This window comes from Ruegeria sp. AI3 (assembly GCF_056541245.1).
In genome coordinates, this window is record NZ_JBQFYA010000011.1 from 97748 (window position 1) to 117358 (window position 19611).

The window sequence follows — 19611 nt, forward strand, 5'->3', positions numbered from 1 at the left end:
GCGCATATCTAAACGTATCGCCCCACGCGGTACCCTCAATTGCAACGGGCCGATCAACTTCGAATACAGTTTCCAAACTCATTCAAAACGGTAGAACCTCTTTGCAGTATCTTGGAACACGCTGTTCTGATGCGCGTCAGGGATCAGTTCTTGAAGGCGCGACACCAGTTCATGGTAAGTCGAAGAAAGACTGTCGACCGGAAAGTTCGATCCGAACATGCAACGATCGGCTCCGAATTGCGACAAGCAGGTTGAAACGATTGGCGCGACACTGTCGGTGCTCCAGTTGTGGTCAAACATACCAAGCCCAGAGAGTTTGCAATTGACGTGCGGCAGTTTGGATAGAGAACTAAGCGCCTCTTGCCAGTGACTTAACCCATCAGCACTGCGGTCATGTGGTGAGCCTGCGTGACAAAGAGCGACACGTGTACTTGGTGCCTGCGAAAGCACTTCGGCAGTTTGCTCCATCAGTTCGGGAAGCAATTGCAGGTCAAAGGAAAGGCCTCGCTCGCCCACGGCTTTGAGGCCGGTCTGGAAATCCGGGTTTTCAAGCAACTTGTTTGTGCCGGTCTTGGCATCTTCGCCGGGCGCGCGCCCGACGATCTGACGAACACCCCGGACCGAGGGTAGCGATTGAAAGCGATTCAGCTGGTAATCCAAATCATCAGCCGTCAGATCGCAAAACACGACCTGAACCAGCGGCCAGTCCGGATATTGATCGGCCACGGATTGCACCCACTGCGCCTCGGCCCAGGGATCGGCGGCGCCGACTTGGATATGAACCGAAGCCGAGAAACCCTGTGCCGACGCGTCTGCACGAAACTCTGGTAAAAAATAGTCACGCTGGATCGGCGTGGGGTCGCCAAAAAACCGAACGGCGCCCTTTTCCATCAACCAAGGATACTCCACCGCGTTCAGATCCCACAGATGGTGATGTGCGTCTATTTTCATGGTGTTTCAATCCCAGCAGTGCGGCCCAATACTTCGACCCCCTGTTGTTTCCAGAAATGCAGCAGGTCTATGAAAATCCAGTTTTCGGCCAGTTTGTCCTCGGCACGGCGATAAATGTCGATCACCCTGAACTCACCCGGTTTGCCAGTGGCCGGCATACCCATGAACCCTCCTGAGGGCGTTGCGGTGAAGTTGGGCCAGCCAAAGAAGCCGCCATAATGCCCTTCGGCCAGACGGCAGATATGCTTGGTCTTTGACCGGTCTTTGAAACCCGCGCGGAACGGTCCCGAGTGTTGCTTGGCATAGCGTTCGATCGTGTAGGTCGCGCCTATCCCCTCGGGCCCCCACCAGATCATGTCTTTATGCCAGGTTCTGGCCAACTCTTCCTCAAGCGGTAACCCGCCTTGCCACTGGCCAAGGTCCGAGATCATCGCATTGATCAATGCCAGTGTTTTCTCACCCTCTGCAACCGGCTGTTCCGTAAGCAGCAGGCCATCATGCGGCATTGGGCCAGGTTGCACCAGATGCGCCGCTGTTTGCGGAGGAAACGGGTTCTGCCCGGCCTGCACCATCAGGTGTGGTATGTCGAAATACATCGCCGTTTCCGTGATCTTGCCATCGGCGACCTTGTAGAACGCACAATAGCGCAGAAACGCCAGCTTTCCGGTCGGGCGAATGCCCAACCAAGGATGGTCGAACAGGCCCATCAAATGCCCCATAGTGACGACCCACACATCTGATTCATCACGTAGCGAATTCTGCCCGGCGAACATGATATCCACCCGATTTTGCAATCGTGTCAGACTGGATTTCAGGGGCATCCAGAATTGCTGGGCCACTTGTTCAGCATCATTGATCAAGTTGAATGGGTGAAAGCCGCGCCAAACTGAATCAGGTGTGCAGAAACGGCTCATGACGTTGGGAACGTCTTGGGGCGTCGCTGAATCCAATGCGGAATGAAAGTCAGAGATAACTTTTTTCTCTTTCTGGAAGGTCACGGTATTTTCCATTTTTGTCAGGGTGTTGCGCGTTTTGTGTCGCTGGAATGAATCGGGTATTTTCCACATTCTTGCATACGTATGCAAAAAAGTCTTGCCTGATTTGATATATGCGAATTACAGTTTTGCAAACGTATGCAAAACGAATCCTAGTTGGGGGCACCATGGCGGAAATTCAACTGCGTAACGTCGGCAAACGATGGGGTTCGTTTGTGGGGGTCCACAATTTTGACCTAACCATCGCAGATCGCGAGTTTCTGGTGCTGCTGGGTCCATCGGGTTGCGGCAAGACCACCACGATGCGGATGATCGCCGGGCTTGAGGACGTGACCGAGGGCGATATTTTGATCGACGGCAAGGTCGTAAACGATCTGGAACCCAAAGACCGCGACGTGGCGATGGTGTTCCAAAGCTATGCGCTCTACCCCAACATGAACGTCTATGAGAACATCCGCTTTCCGCTGAAAGTCCGCGGCATCGACCCGGCGACCCATGACGACAAGGTGCGCCGCGCCAGCGCAATGGTCGAGCTGGACGATTTTCTGCATCGCAAACCCGCCGAACTGTCGGGCGGTCAGCGGCAGCGCGTGGCCCTGGCCCGCGCCATCGTACGAGAACCGAACGTATTCCTGATGGACGAGCCTCTGTCGAACCTGGATGCCAAGCTGCGGGTCTCGACCCGGGCGCAGATCAAAAACCTCAGCCATGAGCTGGCGGTGACGACGATCTATGTGACCCATGACCAGATCGAAGCGATGACACTGGCTGACCGCGTTGTGGTGATGAAACAGGGCGTGGTGCAGCAGGTCGGCAGCCCGACCGAAATCTATGACCGACCCGCGAATACATTTGTCGCCAGCTTTATCGGCTCGCCCGCCATGAACCTGATGGAGGGTGAGGTCGCGGGCGGCGTGTTCCGTGCGGAACATGTTGAGATCCCAGTCAACGCGCCCGATGGCCCCATGACACTGGGTTTCCGGGCTGAGGATGCCAGTCTTGCCGAAGGCGCAGGCCAGATCACCGCACCGATCTACACGCTGGAGCTTCTGGGCGACGCGACCATGATATCGGTCCGGGTCGGTGGGGCTTTGGTGTCGGTCAAGGCCGATAAATCTTTCCGCGCCGAGATCGGGGATGATGTCTCATTCTCGGTGCCAACAGAAATCTGTCACCTCTTCGAAGCTGGAAGCGGTGCGCGGATCGGGGAGTAACCCCGCCAACAGCCCTTCGGGGCATAACAGCGGTCCGGGCGTCGACGACGGACCCATCCTGACAGGGAGAAACGCATGAAACTCAAGACGATCCTAATGGCAGGCGCCATGGCCATCGCGGCAAGCGGTGCATCGGCAGCCTGTTCCTATGAAAACGAAGTGCCGCTGAAATCGCTGTCGGCAGGGTTCGAAGCCTGGAAAGCAGTGACGGATGCGATGGCCGAGTGCGGCAATTTCAGCGCCTCGCTGGATCAGGAATTCCGCGAGAAGCAGCCCGAAGCTTTCGCTGCCAACCCCTCGCTCTATCAGATCGGCGGCGTGGCGAACGAAACCATGATCCCGCTTCTGAACGCGGGCACGATCCGCCCGCTGGATGATCTTGTCGCGAAATACGGGCAAGACCTGCTGCCCAACCAGCTGATCAAGGTGGATGGCAAGGTGATGGCGATCGCTATGATGGTGAACGCGCAGCACCTGATGTATCGCAATGATGTTCTGGCCGAGCTGGGCATCGAAGAACCCAAGACCTATGACGACGTTCTGGCTGCCGCAGCCAAGATCAAAGAGGCCGGCGTGATGGAATACCCAATCGGCGGCACGTTCAAAACCGGTTGGAACCTGGCTCAGGAATTCGTCAACATGTATATGGGCGAAGGCGGCACGTTCATCGGCGAGGGCAACATGCCCGCGATCAACAACGAAAAAGGCGTCAAAGCGCTTGAGACGATGAAGGCCATGACCGAGTTCATGGATCCCGAATACCTTGTCTCCGATTCCACCTATGTCCAGCAGCAGTTCCAACAGGGCAAGATCGCCATGGCGAACCTGTGGGCCAGCCGCGCCGCTGCCATGAATGACGAGGCCGAAAGCCAAGTGGTCGGCAAGGTCACCATGGCCTCGGCTCCGATGGGATCCGAGCGTCCCTCGACCACGATCTGGTGGGACGGCATCGTTCTGGCCTCGAACATGAGCGATGAAGAGGCCGATGCCGCCTTCCGTCTGGTCATGGAAGGAATCGACGGTGACATGGTCAGTGCCAACAATGACACTGCCGTCTGGCTAAACGCGGCCTACCAGCCCGGCGAACTGGCTGCAGGCGCTGCCGCCTCGGCGGAAAACGGTGCGGGGGCCTACCCGGCCAGCGCCGCAATGGGTGTTCTGCACAGCGCCCTGGGCAATGGTTTGGCCGATTACCTGACCGGCGCCAAGGACGCGCAAACCGCACTGGCCGATATCGAGGCGGACTACATCACTGCCGCGAAAGAAGCTGGTCTGATCAGCAACTGATCCTCCCTGGGGAGGGCCCCGTGCCCTCCCTAATTCCCCACCCGAGAACCATGAGAAAGGCAGAGCCATGAATTTCAGGACATTTGCCGCCTTTGTTGGCCCCTCTGTCTTTATGATGCTTCTCTTTATCGCTTTCCCGTTGGTCAGCGTGTTTAAGCAGAGCTTTTACATCACCCAACCCGTCTATGAGACAGTCGAGGTCGAAACCTGTACCCCTGGCTTCCTGACTCAGACTTGTGTGACCGAGCAGAAATCGCAGCCCAAGCTGGATGAACATGGCGAGGTTATCACCCAGACCGAATATGTCGGCCTGCAAAGCTATCGCAACGTGCTGGAACCCGAGCGGGCCTGGCGCGCGATCACCGAGGGCAACTGGTCCGTGCTGTCCACCATCAACTTCTGGAAGGCGCTGCGATTCACGCTGACTTTTACGCTAATCACGCTGCCTCTGGTCATTGGGTTCGGGCTGGGCATCGCGGTTCTGATCAATAACGCTGCGGGGTCGATCCGCGGACCGGTCATCTTCATCTCGCTGCTGCCCTTCATCATCACGCCGGTGATCGGCGCGCTGTCGATCAACTGGTTGTTCCGTGGGGACGGTATCCTGACCGCACTGCTGGAATGGTGGTTGAACCGAGACATCGCCCTGTTCGCGCAGGCCTGGACGATTGAAATCCTGATGATGTTCTACCGCGTCTGGCACGTGGCCCCGTTTGCGGCCGTTGTGTTCTATGCCGGGCTGCAGACCGTCAATCAGGACAGTCTGGAAAGCGCCGTGATCGATGGGGCGACTCGTTGGCAGCGCATGAAATACATCGTCATTCCGCATCTGATGCCGCTGATCATCTTCGTATCGATGATTCACCTGATGGACGCTTACCGGGTGTTCGAAGAGATCGTCGGTTTCTCCAGTCAGGCTTATGTCATCTCGCTACAATGGCTGACCTTCGACTTCCTCGTGCCGGATCAGGCGGGCAACCGGTCGATCAGCCGGGCCTCGGCCAGCGCGATGCTGACCATGATCGGGATCGTCATTCTGCTGATCCTGCCGCTGCGCCGCACCTGGCGCGACCATAAAGGAGGCCACTGATATGTCCTCGCGCGCGCTTCGCCAACCTCTCAGCCTGCGGCTGACATCAAACATCTTCCTGGCGTTCTGGTGCCTTGTCGCCGCCTTCCCGATCGTCTGGATTGCGATCATGAGCGTCAAATCCCCAGTGGACGCCTATGACAGCAACGCGCTGAACGTGATCTTTGGCCCGGCGACGCTGGCCACCGGGAACGGGTTGTCGGTTCTGGATATCATTCTAGGGATCACGGTGATCTGGGGCGCAGCCATGGTCGTAACCAAGGTGCTGCCCACGAAGATCAGGGAATACACTGCGCCGGGTCAGGCATGGTTCGGCTGGGTGGTCGGAGTGCTTGTTGCCCTGATCGCCTTCCTGCTGGTGTTCTTTGTGGTCTTGCCTGCGCTTCTGAACGTGCTGAACCCGCTATTCGGCCCTCTGGGTCGCGACGTGCTGGGCGTGACGACCGAGCACTACAAGACCGTCTGGGTCGACCGGGGCTTTTCCAACAACTTCAAAAACTCGCTGATCGTGACCGCAGGGGTTGTGACCGTATCGCTGACCGTGGGAACGCTGGCCGGTTATGGTCTGGCGCGGTCGGGCTCGACACTGGCCTTCTGGATCTTGCTGATTGCGCTGATCTTTCGCGCGCTGCCACATTCGGTTCTGGTGGCGGGCTACCTGCCGGTCTTCATCAACTCGGCCGAATGGCTGGCGCCAATTCTGGGTGAGAATGCACCGACGCTCTATGGCAAGCCTTTCGCCGTAATCGCGGTGCTGGTGGCGATCAACCAGCCGTTCACGATCTGGATGCTGCGCTCGTTCTTCCAGAACATTCCGGCCGAACTGGATGAGGCTGCGCGGGTTGATGGCTGCAACCACTTTCAGGCCTTCCGCCGCGTGATCATGCCGGTGATGTGGCCGGGGGTGATCACGACCGGGCTGTTCAGCTTCCTGCTGGCTTATAACGACTTTCTTGTGACCTCGCTGCTGCTTGATGCGCAGAACCAGACGATGGTCCCCGCCATTGCGGGCATGTTCAACCGCGAGACGACGACAACCGATCAGGTGGTCGCCGTAGCCGCTGCGGTGTCAATCATCGCCCCGCTGTTCTTCCTTGTGATGATCTTCCAACGCCAAATCGTAAGCGGACTGACCGCTGGCGCAGTAAAAGGATAAAGAAATGAAGGGTTCCCGCCCGGAACAAGCCGTTCTGACCCGTGAAACGGATCTGAGCAAAACCGAAGATACGCGCCGCGTGATCGAAACCATGGTGGACGGTTTGAACGACCACCGTATAGACGATATCGGCGAGTTCTTTTCGCAGGGTTTCCGCTGGATGGGCAATCAGGGTTGCGGCACCAAGACCGGCCTGAAAGAGTTTCAAGACAACTGGCAGCGCCCCTTCCAAGCGGCGTTTTCAGACAAAACCTGCATCGATGAGGCACGCCTTTATATGGGTGAATGGGCTGCCGCCTTCGGCCGGCAAGAGGCCACCCATTCCGGCGAGTTTCTGGGCATCGCCCCCACCGGAAAGCGGGTTGAAATCCGTTACATGGATTTCTGGAAAGTGGTCGACGGCAAAATCGTCGACAACTGGGTGAATGTGGATTTCGCCCATGTGGCCGCGCAGCTGGGGGTCGATCTGTTTAACGGTGAGGGCTGGGAAGCCTATGACAGGGGTGAGAAAATCGCGCCCCGCCCCGACAAGTAAGGATCACGACAATGGCAATCGAGTATCTCAAACGCGGCAAGTCCGACGCTGACCGGGCCGAAGATGACGCCAAGACCCGCGCCGTGGTCGAGGCCACACTGAAAGACATCGAAACCCGTGGCGACGCCGCTGTGCGCGAACTGAGCGAGAAGTTCGACAACTATTCCCCCGCCTCGTTCCGCTTGTCGCAGGAGCAGATCGACGATCTGATCGGCCAGCTGACCGACCGCGAGCTGGACGATATCAAATTCGCCCAAGAACAGGTGCGCAACTTTGCACAGGCGCAGCGCGACTCGATGCTGGATATCGAGGTTGAAACCCTTCCCGGCGTCATTTTGGGTCACAAGAACATCCCCGTGCAATCGGTAGGCTGCTATGTGCCCGGCGGCAAGTTCCCGATGGTGGCCTCGGCCCATATGTCGGTTGCGACGGCCAGCGTGGCGGGCGTGCCGCGCATCATCGCCTGCACACCTCCGTTTCAGGGTAAGCCGAACCCGGCGGTGATCGCCGCCATGCATCTGGGCGGTGCGCACGAGATCTATGTGATGGGCGGCATTCAGGCCATCGGCGCGATGGCGCTGGGAACCGAAACCATTGATCCCGTCCACATGCTGGTCGGCCCCGGCAATGCCTTTGTGGCCGAAGCCAAGCGTCAACTGTTTGGCCGTGTGGGCATCGACCTGTTTGCTGGTCCGACCGAGACTATGGTGATCGCAGATGAGACCGCAGCAGACGCGGAACTCTGCGCAACCGACCTGTTGGGTCAGGCCGAGCATGGCTATAACAGCCCCTGCGTGTTGCTGACCAATTCGCGCAAACTGGCCGAGGATACTCTTGCCGAGGTCGACCGCCTGCTGGGCATCCTGCCCACCGCCGACACCGCGAAAGTGTCCTGGGCCGAGTATGGCGAGGTGATTGTCTGCGACACCTATGACGAGATGCTGAAAGTTGCCGACGACATCGCGTCCGAGCATGTGCAAGTGATGACCGACCGCGATGACTGGTTCCTTGCGAATATGACCTGCTACGGCGCGCTGTTCCTCGGTCCGCGCACCAATGTGTCGAATGGCGACAAGGTGATTGGTACCAACCACACGCTGCCGACCAAAAAGGCCGGGCGGTATACCGGCGGCCTTTGGGTTGGCAAGTACCTGAAAACGCACAGTTATCAGAAGGTTCTGACCGATGAAGCGGCAACGCTAATCGGCGAATATGGCTCGCGCCTGTGTATGCTGGAAGGGTTCGTGGGCCATGCCGAGCAATGCAACGTCCGTGTCCGCCGCTATGGCGGGATCAACGTCCCCTATGGCGAGGCCGCCCCCTATCGGGACGCCGCGGAATGAGTGACACCCATACGCAGCACAAAGCGCTGATCGCGCAAATCAGGGCAGCTATGTATGACTTTATAGAAACGGGTGTGCGTCAGGCGCTGGCAAATATCAGCGCTCCGGACGCCCTGTTTCGGTTGTGCCACCCGTTCGGCGACAGCACAGGCAGCGACGCGTTTTATGACACCGCTTACAAAGGTTTGTTGGACGCATGGCCTGACTTGGAGCGGCGCGACTACATCGTCACAGCCGGACCGGATGAACACGGCGCGGATTGGGTCGGGTGCGGCGGCTACTATACCGGCACCTTTACCGGGCCGTGGCTGGATATCCCGCCGACCGGCCATCAGGTGACGATGCGGTTCCATGAATTTTATCGCTTCAGCGACGGTAGAATCGTCGAGATGCAGGCGCTTTGGGACATCCCCGAAGTTATGATGCAGGCCAACGCCTGGCCCATGGCCCCTAGCCTTGGGCACGAATGGCATGTGCCGGGTCCCGCGACACAGGATGGTCTGGTGCCGGGGCCATATGATGCCGCCAAGGGCCAGCAGACATGCCAGCACATCATCGACATGCTGGATCACCTCAAGAAACACCCCTCAGAAGGCGGGCCAGAGGTGATGGAGATGGAGAAGTTCTGGCATCCGCGAATGAACTGGTACGGCCCGGCGGGGATCGGAACCGGGCGCGGCTATGCAGGGTTTCGCAACTGGCACCAGATTCCGTTCCTGAGCGGGATGCCGGATCGCGGGAAGTATGTGGATGAGATCACCTATCACTTCTTCGGCGATGGCGATTATGCCGCCGTCACGGGCTGGCCGAACATGATCCAAACGGTAACCCATGACGGCTGGATGGGGATTGCGCCCTCGGGCCAGCGGATCACAATGCGCAGCCTTGATTTCTGGCGGCTCGAGAATGGCCTGATCCGCGAAAACTGGGTTCTGGTCGATCTTCTGGACGCTTATCGCCAACTTGGCGTTGACGTGTTCGCCCGTCTGCGGGAATTCAACAAGGCCCGGAATATGGGCCGAATTGAAATACCGGATGGAATGAGCTGATGACTGACCTGCCCCGCACCCCCTCTTTTTCGCTGAGCGGTAAGACCGCGCTGGTTACCGGTGCCTCCTCGGGTATCGGTCAGGGCTGCGCCGTGGCGCTGGCCGAAGCCGGGGCGCATGTGGTTTGTGCGGCGCGCGGGGCAGATCGACTGGCCGAGACCGTCGCCGCGCTGCAGGCGCAGGGCTGGTCGGCCGAGGCTGCTGTGGTGGATCAAGGTAACTTACAGGCGCTGAAACAGTTGTTTGAAGGCCGCGCCTTTGACGTGGTGGTCAACTCCGCCGGGACCGCCCGCCACAGCTCGGCAATCGACACCACGCCCGAGGATTTCGACGCAGTGACCGATATCAACCTGCGCTCGGCCTATTTCCTGTCATCCTACGCGGCCAAGGCGCTGCTGGCGGCGGGGCGGCCAGGATCGATCATCCATATCTCAAGCCAGATGGGCCATGTGGGCGGTGTGGACCGGGCGCTGTACTGCGCCACCAAACACGGGCTTGAGGGTATGGTCAAAGCGATGGCGATCGAATGGGGCAAACAGCGCATCCGCATCAACACGGTTTGCCCGACCTTCATCCGCACGCCGCTGACACAATCCACCTTCGACAACCCCGAACGGGCCGCGTGGATCATGGACAAGATCAAACTCGACCGTGTGGGCGAAGTCGAAGACATCATGGGCGCGGTCACCTATCTGGCCTCGGACGCCTCGGCTTTGGTGACGGGCACCTCGATGCTGATTGACGGCGGATGGACGGCGGACTGATGGCTGAAAAGGTCACATCCCTGCAGGTTGCACAGCTGGCAGGCGTCAGCCAGTCGGCGGTCAGCCGGGTGTTCACGCCCGGGGCCTCGGTCAGCAAAAAGACCGAAGACAAAGTGCGCAAGGCGGCCGCCGAACTCGGGTACAGACCCAATGTTCTGGCCCGCGCCATGGTGTCGGGCAAAAGCCGGATCATTGGTCTGGTGGTGGGGTATCTCGAGAATTACTTCTACCCCGAGGCGTTAGAAAAGCTCTCCAACGCGCTGCAGGAACAGGGCTATCACGTGCTGATTTTCATGGCCTCACGCTCGGCCGGGAATATTGACGACGTGATGGACGAGATTCTGGATTATCAGGTTGACGGGGTTATTCTGGCCTCGGTTCCGATGTCGTCGGATATTGCCACGCGCTGCCAGCAGGCCGGTGTTCCGGTTGTATTGTTCAACCGTACGCAAGATCTTGACGGGATTACCACGGTGGCCTCAGACAACTATTCGGGCGGGCGCAAGGTGGCCGAATTTCTGTTGGCCGGAGGGCATAAGCGCATTGCCTATATCGCCGGTTGGCAGGGCGCCTCGACCCAGCGCGACCGCGAGGCCGGGTTCCGTGCGGCCCTGGCCGAAGGCGGGCAGGACGTGTTCGCCCATGATGTCGGAGATTTCCACACCGAAAACGCACGGGCCGCCGCCCGCCGGATGTTTGATGTTGCCCCCGGTAAAAGGCCAGACGCGGTATTTGTGGCCAATGATCACATGGCTTTGGCCGTGATGGACGTGATCCGCTTCGAATTGGGCCTGCGCGTGCCCGAGGATGTCTCGGTCATCGGCTATGACGATGTGCCGCCCGCCGGGTGGCCTGCCTATAACCTGACGACAATCCGCCAGCGTGCGAACCTGATGGTGGCTGAAACCGTCACCGCATTGCTTGACCATATCGACACCCCGGCCACGGCCGAACCGCGCAAAGTGGCCATTGACGGGCCGCTGATCGTGCGGACCTCGGCGCGTTTGCCGAAGGGGTGGAAACCACAAAGGACTGAGACATGAAGGGCTTTGATCCGAAATTCCGGGACTTCCCGGATTACATCATCGGGATCACCAAAGAGATCTGGGAAGATCGTGGCATCGCCACGCTGCATGTCTATTACAGCAAGGATATCGTCGTGCGCTCGCCCGGGTCGGTGGTGCTGGGCAACCAGAACGTCATCGGCGCGACCATGGCGACGCTGGCCGAATTTCCCGACCGTCAATTGCTTGGCGAGGATGTTATCTGGTCCGGTACGCCGGAAGAAGGGATGCTGAGTTCGCACCGGATCATCTCAACCGCGACACATTTGGCCGAGGGTGTTTACGGCAAAGCGACCGGAACCAAATTGCGCTATCGGATTCTCGCCGACTGCCACGCCATCGACAATCAGATCAATGACGAATGGCTGATCCGCGATCAAGGCGCGATCGTGCGTCAGATGGGTTGGGACCCCAAGGAATACGCCGCCGATCTGATCGCGCGCGAAGGTGGACCTGAGAACTGCGTCAAACCGCTGACACCCGAGATCGACCAGCCCGGCCCCTACAAGGGCACCGGCAACGACAATGAATGGGGGCAGCGTTACGCCGATATCCTGACCCGGATCATGAATGCCGATATGGGCGCAATTGAAACCGAATATGATCGCGCTGTTCAGTCCGAATATGTAGGCGGGATCACCGGTCACGGCTGGGACTCGGTGGATCGGTTCTGGATGGGACTGCGCGCCAGCTTCCCCAATGCCGAATTCAAGATTGAGCACCAGATTGGCCGCGACGACCCGAATATGCCCCCTCGCGCAGCGATCCGCTGGAGCCTGTGGGGCAAGCATGATGGCTGGGGTGCCTTTGGCGCGCCGACCGGGGCTCAGGTCTATGTTCTGGGCATCAGCCACGGCGAATTCGGCGAGTTGATCACTGGTCAGCCGCAGCTGCGCCGGGAATACACCCTGTTCGACGAGACCTCGGTCTGGAAACAGATCCTGCTACAGGGACAGGAGGGCTGAGTGGCTGCGATGGGCCTCTCCCTGAACACGAGTCAGGCGGCGCGGCGCTTTCACACGCATCGCGCCTCGCTGCGCGCGCGGCGTTTGAACAACCGACCTCCCGGGGGGGCGGGCTTGATCCCATCGCCCCCATTTTCAAGGAGACCATCATGAGCACAATCCAACAACGCATCGTCCGCTACGGCGAGCTGCGGCCCTGCAAAGCCGCCTTTATCGACGCCCACACACCGGGCAGTGATCAGAAGGAAAACTTCACAATCATCGGCGGCGGCGTTTCGGAATCGCCCGACCAGCACGTCCACATCACCGACAAGATCGGCTTTAACATTGGGGCTGCGGGCCAGCCTCCGAAATGCCGGAACTCTCTGCACAGCCATACCACGGCCGAGGTGTTCTTTGTCGCCAAGGGCCGCTGGCGGTTCTTCTGGGGTCGCTATGGCACTGCGGGTGAGTTCATTGCCGAAGAAGGCGACATCTTCAACATTCCAACCGGCATCTTTCGCGGGTTCGAAAATGTGGGGCAGGACTATGGGATGATCATGTCGATCCTCGGCGGCGACGATGCCGGGGGTGGCGTGACCTGGGCACCGCAAGTTATTCAGGACGCGCAGGCCCACGGGCTGATGCTGGGTGACAATGGCGTTCTGTATGACAGCAAGAAAGGCCAAGAACTGCCCCACAACGTGCGCCCGATGCCGCTGCTGACCGAGGAACAATTGAAAGACTACCCCGAAGTACCGGTCGAGGACGTGGTGGGTAAATACGTCGCCCGCTATTGGGATCTGATGGCGCTGTCGGCCAATAAACCGGCACCGGTGATTGGCGAAAACGCTCTGATCAAAGACAAACCAGGGTTCGATGTCGACTTCCTCGGGCGCGGCTCAAGCGTGACTGATCCAATTGTCGCTGAAAAACCGGTTGTTCTAATGCCCGCCAGCGGTCACTGGCGCATCTCGATTGATGGGTATGAGACCACTCTGTCAAATGGAGACACCGCCTTGGTTCTGCCAGGAGAACGCTATAGCGTTGAACCGTCGATGACCGGACAGGCAGGTCTGTACCGGATTACAGCGACCGATGACCCGGCAGGAGCCACCTGGACAGGATGACCGCAGATCCAAACGACACCCATGCTATCTATGAACGGCAGGCGACCGACTATGACAAGCGCCGTTCAAAGGCCTTGTTCGAAGCGCGCTGGCTGGCGCGCTTCACTGCCAGCCTGAAGCCAGGCGATCGCGTTCTGGATTTAGGGTGCGGGACAGGCGATCCGATTGCGCGGTGGTTCAAGGCCGAAGGGTTTGACGTCACGGGTGTCGATTTCTCTGAGGCGATGCTGGCCATTGCCCGGACCCGCTGGCCCGATGGGGATTGGCGACATGGCGACATGCGCGATTTCGAACTGGATCAGACCTTCGATGGCATCATCGCCTGGAACAGCTTTTTCCATCTGACAGCGGACGAGCAAAGGGATTGCATCGCCCGCATGTCCCGTCACTTGCGGCCCGGTGGAATGCTGATGCTGACCGTCGGTCCCCGCGCGGGAGAGGACAGTGGTACCGTTGGATCGGAACGTGTCTATCACGCGTCGCTGTCTCCGGCAGGCTATGCTGTTTGCCTTGAAGAGTACGGGCTGCAATTGACCGGGTTTCTGGCCGAAGACCCCGAAACCCAAAGCCACACAATCCTGATGGCTCGCAAAATCTGAGGAGGCCCCAATGACCGTAAAGACCACGCATGTTGGATCCCTGCCCCGCTCGCAGGACGTGGTGGATTACATCTTCGCCCGTGAAAACGGCAAGCCATACGATGCCGCAGGTTTTGATGCCTGCATGACTGAAGCGGTCTCCGAGACGGTGCGCAAACAGGTCGAAGCCGGGGTGGATATCGTCAGCGATGGCGAGACCTCGAAGATTTCCTACGCCACCTACGTCAAAGACCGATATACCGGTTTTTCCGGTGACAGCCCGCGTAATGCACCTGCGGATCTGAAGATGTTTCCCAGCTTTTTGCAACGCCTCGCCGATGATGGCGGCACCCCGAAATATGCGCGCCCCATGTGTACGGGCGATGTGCGTTCAAAAGGGCAAGGCGAGTTGCAGAAGGACATCGAAAACCTTAAGTCGGCGATGTCCCAACGTGGGCTCGACCGAGGCTTCATGAACGCCGCCTCGCCAGGGGTGATTTCGCTGTTTCTGCAGAATGACCACTACCCAACGCGCGAAGCATATCTGGCCGCGCTGGCCGATGCGATGAAAGAAGAATACGAGACCATTGTGGCCGCCGGTCTGGACTTACAACTGGATTGCCCGGATTTGGCCCTGTCGCGGCATATGTTGTTCACCGATCTGTCGGACGATGCGTTCGTGAAGATCGCCAATATGCATGTCGAGGCCCTGAATCATGCTCTACAGAACGTCCCGCAGGACCGTGTGCGCGTGCATATCTGTTGGGGCAATTACGAGGGGCCCCATTGTTGTGACATCGCAATGGACAAGGTGTTCTCCACTCTGATGGCGACCAAATCGCGCTATGTGCTGTTTGAAACTTCGAACCCGCGACACGCCCATGAATGGACCGTGTTCCGCGACCGGAAAAATGAGATACCCGATGACAAGGTACTGGTGCCCGGCGTTGTCGACACCACCACGAACTTCATCGAACACCCCAAGCTTGTGGCGCAGCGCATCGACCGTTTCTCGGGCATCGTAGGGGCGGATCGGGTGATTGCAGGCAGCGATTGCGGTTTTGGTACCTTCGCGGGCTTCGGAGCGGTTGATCCGCAGATCGCCTATGCCAAATTGGCGGCGCTGTCGGCAGGGGCAAAGCTGGCTGCGTCATGACGCCTTTGATCTTGTTGCCCGGCATGATGTGCGATGCGCGCCTCTTTGGTCCGCAGATCGACGCAATGTCAAACAGGGTGCCGTTGATGAGCTTCCCGCTAAGCCAGCAGGACAGCGTCGGGGCCATTGCCGCCGGAATTCTGAACAATGCCCCTCCTAGCTTCGCTTTGGCGGGGCTTTCGATGGGTGGGATCGTTGCGATGGAAGTGCTGCGTCAGGCCCCGGATAGGGTGGAACGGCTCGCTTTGCTAGACACCAACCCGCTGGCAGAAGCGTCCGAGGTCAAAGCGCGCCGTGCGCCGCAGATGGCCGCCGTTCGCGAGGGGCGCTTGCGGCAGGTGATGCGCGATGAGATGAAGCCCAACTATCTGGCGGATGGTCCGCGACAGGGCGCTATTCTGGATCTTTGCATGGCTATGGCCACGGATCTGGGGCCGGACGTCTTTCTACGTCAGTCGCAAGCGCTGATGGATCGCATCGACCAACGCGCGACCCTGTCGGCCTATACCGGCAAAACGCTGGTTCTGTGCGGGCGTGCCGACGGTCTTTGCCCTGTCGAACGCCACCAACTCATGCACGATCTTCTGCCTAATAGCGCGCTGACGATCATTGAAGACGCAGGGCACCTGCCCACACTGGAACAACCACAAGAAACCACAGCGGCCCTGATCCGCTGGCTGGAGGACACATGACCCCATCGCTTCTGTCTCTGCTTCGCAAGGTCGACACGCCCACCGTATGCAACGCCATTGAAGTGGCGCAGGGCAAACGAGGCTTTGATCAGTTCACCCGGGGCACCATGCTGTGCTCTGCCCCCGATGAGCCGGCAATTGTCGGCTATGCACGCACCGCCAAGATAGCCGCCATTCACCCGCCAACCGAGCCAGCAGATGTGATCCGGGCGCGGCGCATGGCCTACTACAAATATATGGCTGAGGCCCCGGAGCCATCTGTCGCGGTGATTGAGGATGTAGACTACCCGGACTGTATCGGCGCCTATTGGGGTGAGATCAACACATCGGTCCACAAAGGGTTCGGTATGTCGGGGGTCGTCACAAATGGCGTGATGCGCGATCTTGGGGACCTACCCGAAGGATTTCCCGTTGTCGCCGGTTCGGTCGGCCCGAGCCATGGCTTCGTCCACATACGCGAGATTGATACGCCGGTTTCCGTGTTCGGCCTGAATATAAGCCCAGGTGATTTGGTACACGCTGACCGTCACGGAGCACTGGTGATGCCAGAGGATATCACTGTGCAACTGGAAGCCGCAATCCAGAAACTGCTTGTGACAGAGCGTATCGTCTTGGATGCTGCACGCCAATCCGGGTTTGATTTTGAAACCTTCGAAACCGCATGGGCCGAGTTCGAAAAGGCAAGAGTTTGATTGCCGCCGACAATTGAAAGACCCTCTGAAAAGTAAGTTACGCTTATTCTTTAGAGAGAATTCCAGACAAACCGATTGCCACAAGACTTCGCGCTGGCGAAAGAGTAGCTTTGATCTGTCGATGACTTAAGCAATACGCGGTTCAACCAACTTCCTACTATTGCGTTTACTGCGAATGCCTGGAAGCCTTCCTCTCTTCCATCGCATTTACAGCGCTTGTCATCTACTGACTGTTAGTCCTGTTCCAGAGTGTGTGATTTTCAGAAGCTTCCATGTTCCTACTTTTGAACTTGGGAAGTCGTACATCAATTACATCATGGCTGGCTATGGCAGAATAGCCTCGCCGAATATAATGTTCAATAATTCTATATTTTGCGCACTCCCGTGAATTTGCTATTCTACCCTCCTCTCTACCAGCCCCCTGCACCTCAACTATTGCCTATTCAAATTGCTCACAAAGTTGGTTCACCAAGGCTTCCGCATCTGCCAGCGCCAGTTCACGTCCTTTGATTTTCAACCGCAATTCACCTGATGCGACTTCTGCCCAAACCTCTCCTCCCCCCTTCAATGGTCTCTTTGGGAGGCGTAGAACTTCTGTGGGTCGGCCGCCTCGGCTTTTGACCTGAGATGCATCGGACGAGTCACTCATTGCTTTCTCAAGGATACCCCATTCGGCCTTTGCATCCAGCGGACCGACTCCTGCCAAAGCGTCGCGAAGCACCGCTTGCGCACCACTTCGAATGGCCGATGCCAGCTTTAGACCCGCCTTCTCTGACAAGGCAACCGGGTGCTGGAGAAGATCGCCTAGGCTTTCATGGACCATTGCAAAGCTGCGGACCTTTGATCGCTTCGCTTTTGACGCAGCGGCGAACAGCACATCAACAGCCGCTTCGGTCGACGGAAAAACCCCCTGCCCTGCCGCCAGTACAGCTATGCGTCCTCTCTCATACGGCGTGAGATTGGCGCGCAGCTCGTTTTCTTCGACCATGGAGACATAGGCCCCCTGCCCCGTCCCCGCGTAGCGAACAAAAGCTGGGATTTCGGCGAACCGAGGATCCGTGCCCGCCAGCCGTCGGAACGCTTCAAGCCGCCGAAATCCCGAAATCAGACCGAAACCATCCCCTTCGGGAGTAACTTCGATCGGTGTTCTCAGCCCATTGACGCGAAGGGATTCCAGAAGCTCTGCCATGGCTTCTTCATCCTCGACCATACGGTCACGTCGGATGAAATCGGCGTCGATCTGGTCAAGTGGCAGCATCTGGGCCACCAACCCGGCCTCTTGTGCATCCCGCCACCGTGCAGCATCGCCCTGATCCTGAGCCAACGCAACACGGTCTGTCACAGCTGCCATTCCCCCAAGAGATGCTGCCTCCGCCGCGACTTGGGCGATGGGTGGCGGGGCGGATTTGGTCTCAAACGGGCTGACCGAGGGTTTCGCCGCGAAACCGGCTTCTAGTTGTTCAAGCGCCTCTGTATCTGGTGCAATCAGTCTTCTGCGTTTAGCCATCTGCCTGTCCTCCCATCTGCGCATCGCGCCACCAGCATCCGATCAGAACTTCTTTGAATTCGGCATAGGTTCTGTCGAAGGTTTCTCGTCCGCGCACATATGTCTCGCGGTTGAAGTCACGATAATCCGCTTCGTAAATGCCGTTCACTTGCTCACCCGCCTGCCCGACCAGCGCCGTATAGTCCTGCCTGTAGGCATTCATGAAATCCCCGAAATACGCTTGAATGACATTGGCCATATCGGTCTGCTGGCTCGCGTCAAACCGCGTGATGATCGCGCGTACTACATCCCATTCGAACTTCAGTTCGGGTAAACCCGCCGCACGTTGCGCTGCGTTCTCACCATCTTCGATGCTGGCGAATGTCGTATAGAGCATATCGAAGAAACGACCGGTGGAATCGAATTCCAGGAATGAAGCCCCCAGCGGCACCAACAAAATGTCCGCCGCAGCCAGCGCATTGATCGTTAGGTACCCAAGAGCAGGAGGCGTATCGAGGAAGACAACGTCATAGTCATTCAGAACGCCTTCATCCTGAAGGAAGTTCGTCAGACCGTCCCACAAAGGCCAGCTTCTCAGGCCCATACGCCAGACGGGGATCTGGAACTCGGCCCAATATAGGTTCAGCTGCGCGCCGATCAGGTCGATATTGGGCCAGTGCGTTTTTTGAATCACGTCCTGAGGTGTGGTTTTCAAAGCCTCCTGCAGGGTTTCATCCAGAGGAATTTCGGGTTGCGCCGCAGCCGATCGGACGCGATTTTCCTCCTGCACCGCGCGCGCATAGTCTTTAGCGACCAGAGGGAAGACAGTTTGCCACTCATCAGCAACCTGGCCTCCGAGTATGGACGTCATCGAGCCTTGGCTATCCAGGTCGATAACCAACACCTTATACCCATCCAAGGCTGCGGACATCGCCAGATGCGCGGCAGTGGACGTTTTGCCAACACCTCCCTTGAAATTGGCCACGGCCACGACCTTGGCCGGCAGGCCTTCGGGTCGGTAGGGCAGGTATTCCTTCGTGCTTACACCTTCCGCCGCAAAGTGCTTGCGCAGCGTTAGTACATCTTCAAGGGTGAACCACTTGGAGCCCGCCTCACCTTCGCCTTGTGGCAAATCTGGGTTCGCTTTTAAAACACGCCGCAGATGAGCCGGAGCAACCGGAATCAGATATTTTGTGATTTCCCAAATTGAAAATCGGCGCAGTCGCTTTTCACCATCCGGCGCATAGCCTCTACGGGCAAGGTCCTCGCGTCCTTTTGCACAGAAAGCCGCTGCTTTTGCGAATCGAGATGTGCCGATAGGATTAGGCAACTTCGTCGCTGCGATTTCCGGGTCGAGGTTCAGATATGGGGGCAGGGGAGGTTGGTTGGTTTTACTCACTGTCGATGCCTCAGAAAATGTTCGTCTTTGCGACGTATATCGGGAAATGTAGCGAACATTGTTGGAGATGACTATCCTCTTCCGGT

At 58.3% G+C, this 19611-nt stretch carries 19 protein-coding genes; 15 read left to right on the plus strand and 4 right to left on the minus strand.

Annotated elements, in window-relative coordinates:
* Positions 1-78: 78 nt before the first annotated feature.
* Positions 79-951, minus strand: a complete 873-nt coding sequence (locus ACRZ95_RS16600) for an amidohydrolase family protein (RefSeq protein ID WP_170680096.1) — start codon at positions 949-951, stop codon at positions 79-81.
* Positions 948-1961 carry an ester cyclase gene (locus tag ACRZ95_RS16605; RefSeq protein WP_170680094.1) on the minus strand — a complete coding sequence of 338 codons (1014 nt, stop codon included), beginning with the start codon at positions 1959-1961 and terminating at the stop codon, positions 948-950. Before ACRZ95_RS16605 ends, ACRZ95_RS16600 begins: the two co-directional genes overlap by 4 nt.
* 152 nt (positions 1962-2113) lie before the next feature.
* Between ACRZ95_RS16605 and ACRZ95_RS16610 the strand changes: the two genes are divergently transcribed.
* The 15 genes from ACRZ95_RS16610 to ACRZ95_RS16680 all read left to right on the plus strand — a co-directional run bounded on the left by ACRZ95_RS16610 (position 2114) and on the right by ACRZ95_RS16680 (position 16640).
* Positions 2114-3160, plus strand: coding sequence for an ABC transporter ATP-binding protein (locus tag ACRZ95_RS16610; RefSeq protein WP_170641200.1), 1047 nt, complete (start codon positions 2114-2116; stop codon positions 3158-3160).
* A gap of 75 nt (positions 3161-3235) precedes the next feature.
* Positions 3236-4447: an extracellular solute-binding protein gene (locus tag ACRZ95_RS16615; RefSeq protein ID WP_170641198.1), complete on the plus strand. Its 1212-nt coding sequence runs from the start codon at positions 3236-3238 to the stop codon at positions 4445-4447.
* Between the two features lie 67 nt (positions 4448-4514).
* Complete coding sequence (locus ACRZ95_RS16620; RefSeq protein WP_170680093.1) at positions 4515-5537, plus strand: carbohydrate ABC transporter permease; 1023 nt, start codon at positions 4515-4517, stop codon at positions 5535-5537.
* Between the two features lies 1 nt (position 5538).
* Positions 5539-6693, plus strand: a complete 1155-nt coding sequence (locus ACRZ95_RS16625; protein ID WP_170680092.1) for a carbohydrate ABC transporter permease — start codon at positions 5539-5541, stop codon at positions 6691-6693.
* Between the two features lie 4 nt (positions 6694-6697).
* Positions 6698-7228 (plus strand): ester cyclase, encoded by a 531-nt coding sequence (locus ACRZ95_RS16630; protein WP_170680091.1) that lies wholly within the window; start codon positions 6698-6700, stop codon positions 7226-7228.
* 11 nt (positions 7229-7239) lie between these two features.
* The gene (hisD, locus tag ACRZ95_RS16635; protein ID WP_170680090.1) at positions 7240-8571 is read left to right on the plus strand and encodes a histidinol dehydrogenase; all 1332 of its coding nucleotides are present in this window, start codon (positions 7240-7242) and stop codon (positions 8569-8571) included.
* Complete coding sequence (locus tag ACRZ95_RS16640) at positions 8568-9620, plus strand: ester cyclase (RefSeq protein WP_170680089.1); 1053 nt, start codon at positions 8568-8570, stop codon at positions 9618-9620. The genes hisD and ACRZ95_RS16640 overlap by 4 nt, the downstream gene beginning before the upstream one ends.
* A complete protein-coding gene (locus ACRZ95_RS16645) occupies positions 9620-10384 on the plus strand; it encodes an SDR family oxidoreductase (protein WP_170680088.1) in 765 nt (254 codons plus the stop codon). Before ACRZ95_RS16640 ends, ACRZ95_RS16645 begins: the two co-directional genes overlap by 1 nt.
* Positions 10384-11427, plus strand: a complete 1044-nt coding sequence (locus ACRZ95_RS16650; protein WP_480555248.1) for a LacI family DNA-binding transcriptional regulator — start codon at positions 10384-10386, stop codon at positions 11425-11427. Before ACRZ95_RS16645 ends, ACRZ95_RS16650 begins: the two co-directional genes overlap by 1 nt.
* Positions 11424-12413 carry a nuclear transport factor 2 family protein gene (locus ACRZ95_RS16655; protein ID WP_170680087.1) on the plus strand — a complete coding sequence of 330 codons (990 nt, stop codon included), beginning with the start codon at positions 11424-11426 and terminating at the stop codon, positions 12411-12413. The genes ACRZ95_RS16650 and ACRZ95_RS16655 overlap by 4 nt, the downstream gene beginning before the upstream one ends.
* A 149-nt stretch (positions 12414-12562) precedes the next feature.
* Positions 12563-13522, plus strand: a complete 960-nt coding sequence (locus ACRZ95_RS16660) for a cupin domain-containing protein (RefSeq protein ID WP_170680086.1) — start codon at positions 12563-12565, stop codon at positions 13520-13522.
* Positions 13519-14121, plus strand: coding sequence for a class I SAM-dependent methyltransferase (locus ACRZ95_RS16665; protein ID WP_170680084.1), 603 nt, complete (start codon positions 13519-13521; stop codon positions 14119-14121). The genes ACRZ95_RS16660 and ACRZ95_RS16665 overlap by 4 nt, the downstream gene beginning before the upstream one ends.
* 10 nt (positions 14122-14131) lie before the next feature.
* The gene (locus ACRZ95_RS16670; RefSeq protein ID WP_170680082.1) at positions 14132-15256 is read left to right on the plus strand and encodes a cobalamin-independent methionine synthase II family protein; all 1125 of its coding nucleotides are present in this window, start codon (positions 14132-14134) and stop codon (positions 15254-15256) included.
* Complete coding sequence (locus tag ACRZ95_RS16675) at positions 15253-15948, plus strand: alpha/beta fold hydrolase (protein ID WP_170680080.1); 696 nt, start codon at positions 15253-15255, stop codon at positions 15946-15948. Before ACRZ95_RS16670 ends, ACRZ95_RS16675 begins: the two co-directional genes overlap by 4 nt.
* Positions 15945-16640, plus strand: coding sequence for an RraA family protein (locus ACRZ95_RS16680; protein WP_170680078.1), 696 nt, complete (start codon positions 15945-15947; stop codon positions 16638-16640). The genes ACRZ95_RS16675 and ACRZ95_RS16680 overlap by 4 nt, the downstream gene beginning before the upstream one ends.
* Before the next feature lie 439 nt (positions 16641-17079).
* Here the strand turns inward: ACRZ95_RS16680 and ACRZ95_RS16685 are convergent, their stop codons facing one another.
* Together ACRZ95_RS16685 and ACRZ95_RS16690 are read right to left on the minus strand one after the other, a co-directional pair.
* Positions 17080-18147, minus strand: coding sequence for a ParB/RepB/Spo0J family partition protein (locus ACRZ95_RS16685; protein ID WP_170680077.1), 1068 nt, complete (start codon positions 18145-18147; stop codon positions 17080-17082).
* A complete protein-coding gene (locus tag ACRZ95_RS16690; protein ID WP_170380699.1) occupies positions 18140-19525 on the minus strand; it encodes an AAA family ATPase in 1386 nt (461 codons plus the stop codon). The genes ACRZ95_RS16685 and ACRZ95_RS16690 overlap by 8 nt, the downstream gene beginning before the upstream one ends.
* Between the last annotated feature and the right edge of the window lie 86 nt (positions 19526-19611).

What these genes read in the sequence shown, in the direction of transcription:
- ACRZ95_RS16605 (WP_170680094.1), bottom strand. Translation starts at nt 1,961, where the DNA reads ATGGAAAATACCGTGACCTTCCAGAAAGAGAAAAAAGTTATCTCTGAC.
- ACRZ95_RS16645 (WP_170680088.1), top strand. Translation starts at nt 9,620, where the DNA reads ATGACTGACCTGCCCCGCACCCCCTCTTTTTCGCTGAGCGGTAAGACC.
- ACRZ95_RS16660 (WP_170680086.1), top strand. Translation starts at nt 12,563, where the DNA reads ATGAGCACAATCCAACAACGCATCGTCCGCTACGGCGAGCTGCGGCCC.
- ACRZ95_RS16600 (WP_170680096.1), bottom strand. Translation starts at nt 951, where the DNA reads ATGAAAATAGACGCACATCACCATCTGTGGGATCTGAACGCGGTGGAG.
- ACRZ95_RS16675 (WP_170680080.1), top strand. Translation starts at nt 15,253, where the DNA reads ATGACGCCTTTGATCTTGTTGCCCGGCATGATGTGCGATGCGCGCCTC.
- ACRZ95_RS16625 (WP_170680092.1), top strand. Translation starts at nt 5,539, where the DNA reads ATGTCCTCGCGCGCGCTTCGCCAACCTCTCAGCCTGCGGCTGACATCA.
- hisD (WP_170680090.1), top strand. Translation starts at nt 7,240, where the DNA reads ATGGCAATCGAGTATCTCAAACGCGGCAAGTCCGACGCTGACCGGGCC.
- ACRZ95_RS16610 (WP_170641200.1), top strand. Translation starts at nt 2,114, where the DNA reads ATGGCGGAAATTCAACTGCGTAACGTCGGCAAACGATGGGGTTCGTTT.
- ACRZ95_RS16685 (WP_170680077.1), bottom strand. Translation starts at nt 18,147, where the DNA reads ATGGCTAAACGCAGAAGACTGATTGCACCAGATACAGAGGCGCTTGAA.
- ACRZ95_RS16680 (WP_170680078.1), top strand. Translation starts at nt 15,945, where the DNA reads ATGACCCCATCGCTTCTGTCTCTGCTTCGCAAGGTCGACACGCCCACC.
- ACRZ95_RS16665 (WP_170680084.1), top strand. Translation starts at nt 13,519, where the DNA reads ATGACCGCAGATCCAAACGACACCCATGCTATCTATGAACGGCAGGCG.
- ACRZ95_RS16655 (WP_170680087.1), top strand. Translation starts at nt 11,424, where the DNA reads ATGAAGGGCTTTGATCCGAAATTCCGGGACTTCCCGGATTACATCATC.
- ACRZ95_RS16620 (WP_170680093.1), top strand. Translation starts at nt 4,515, where the DNA reads ATGAATTTCAGGACATTTGCCGCCTTTGTTGGCCCCTCTGTCTTTATG.
- ACRZ95_RS16630 (WP_170680091.1), top strand. Translation starts at nt 6,698, where the DNA reads ATGAAGGGTTCCCGCCCGGAACAAGCCGTTCTGACCCGTGAAACGGAT.
- ACRZ95_RS16640 (WP_170680089.1), top strand. Translation starts at nt 8,568, where the DNA reads ATGAGTGACACCCATACGCAGCACAAAGCGCTGATCGCGCAAATCAGG.
- ACRZ95_RS16615 (WP_170641198.1), top strand. Translation starts at nt 3,236, where the DNA reads ATGAAACTCAAGACGATCCTAATGGCAGGCGCCATGGCCATCGCGGCA.
- ACRZ95_RS16650 (WP_480555248.1), top strand. Translation starts at nt 10,384, where the DNA reads ATGGCTGAAAAGGTCACATCCCTGCAGGTTGCACAGCTGGCAGGCGTC.
- ACRZ95_RS16670 (WP_170680082.1), top strand. Translation starts at nt 14,132, where the DNA reads ATGACCGTAAAGACCACGCATGTTGGATCCCTGCCCCGCTCGCAGGAC.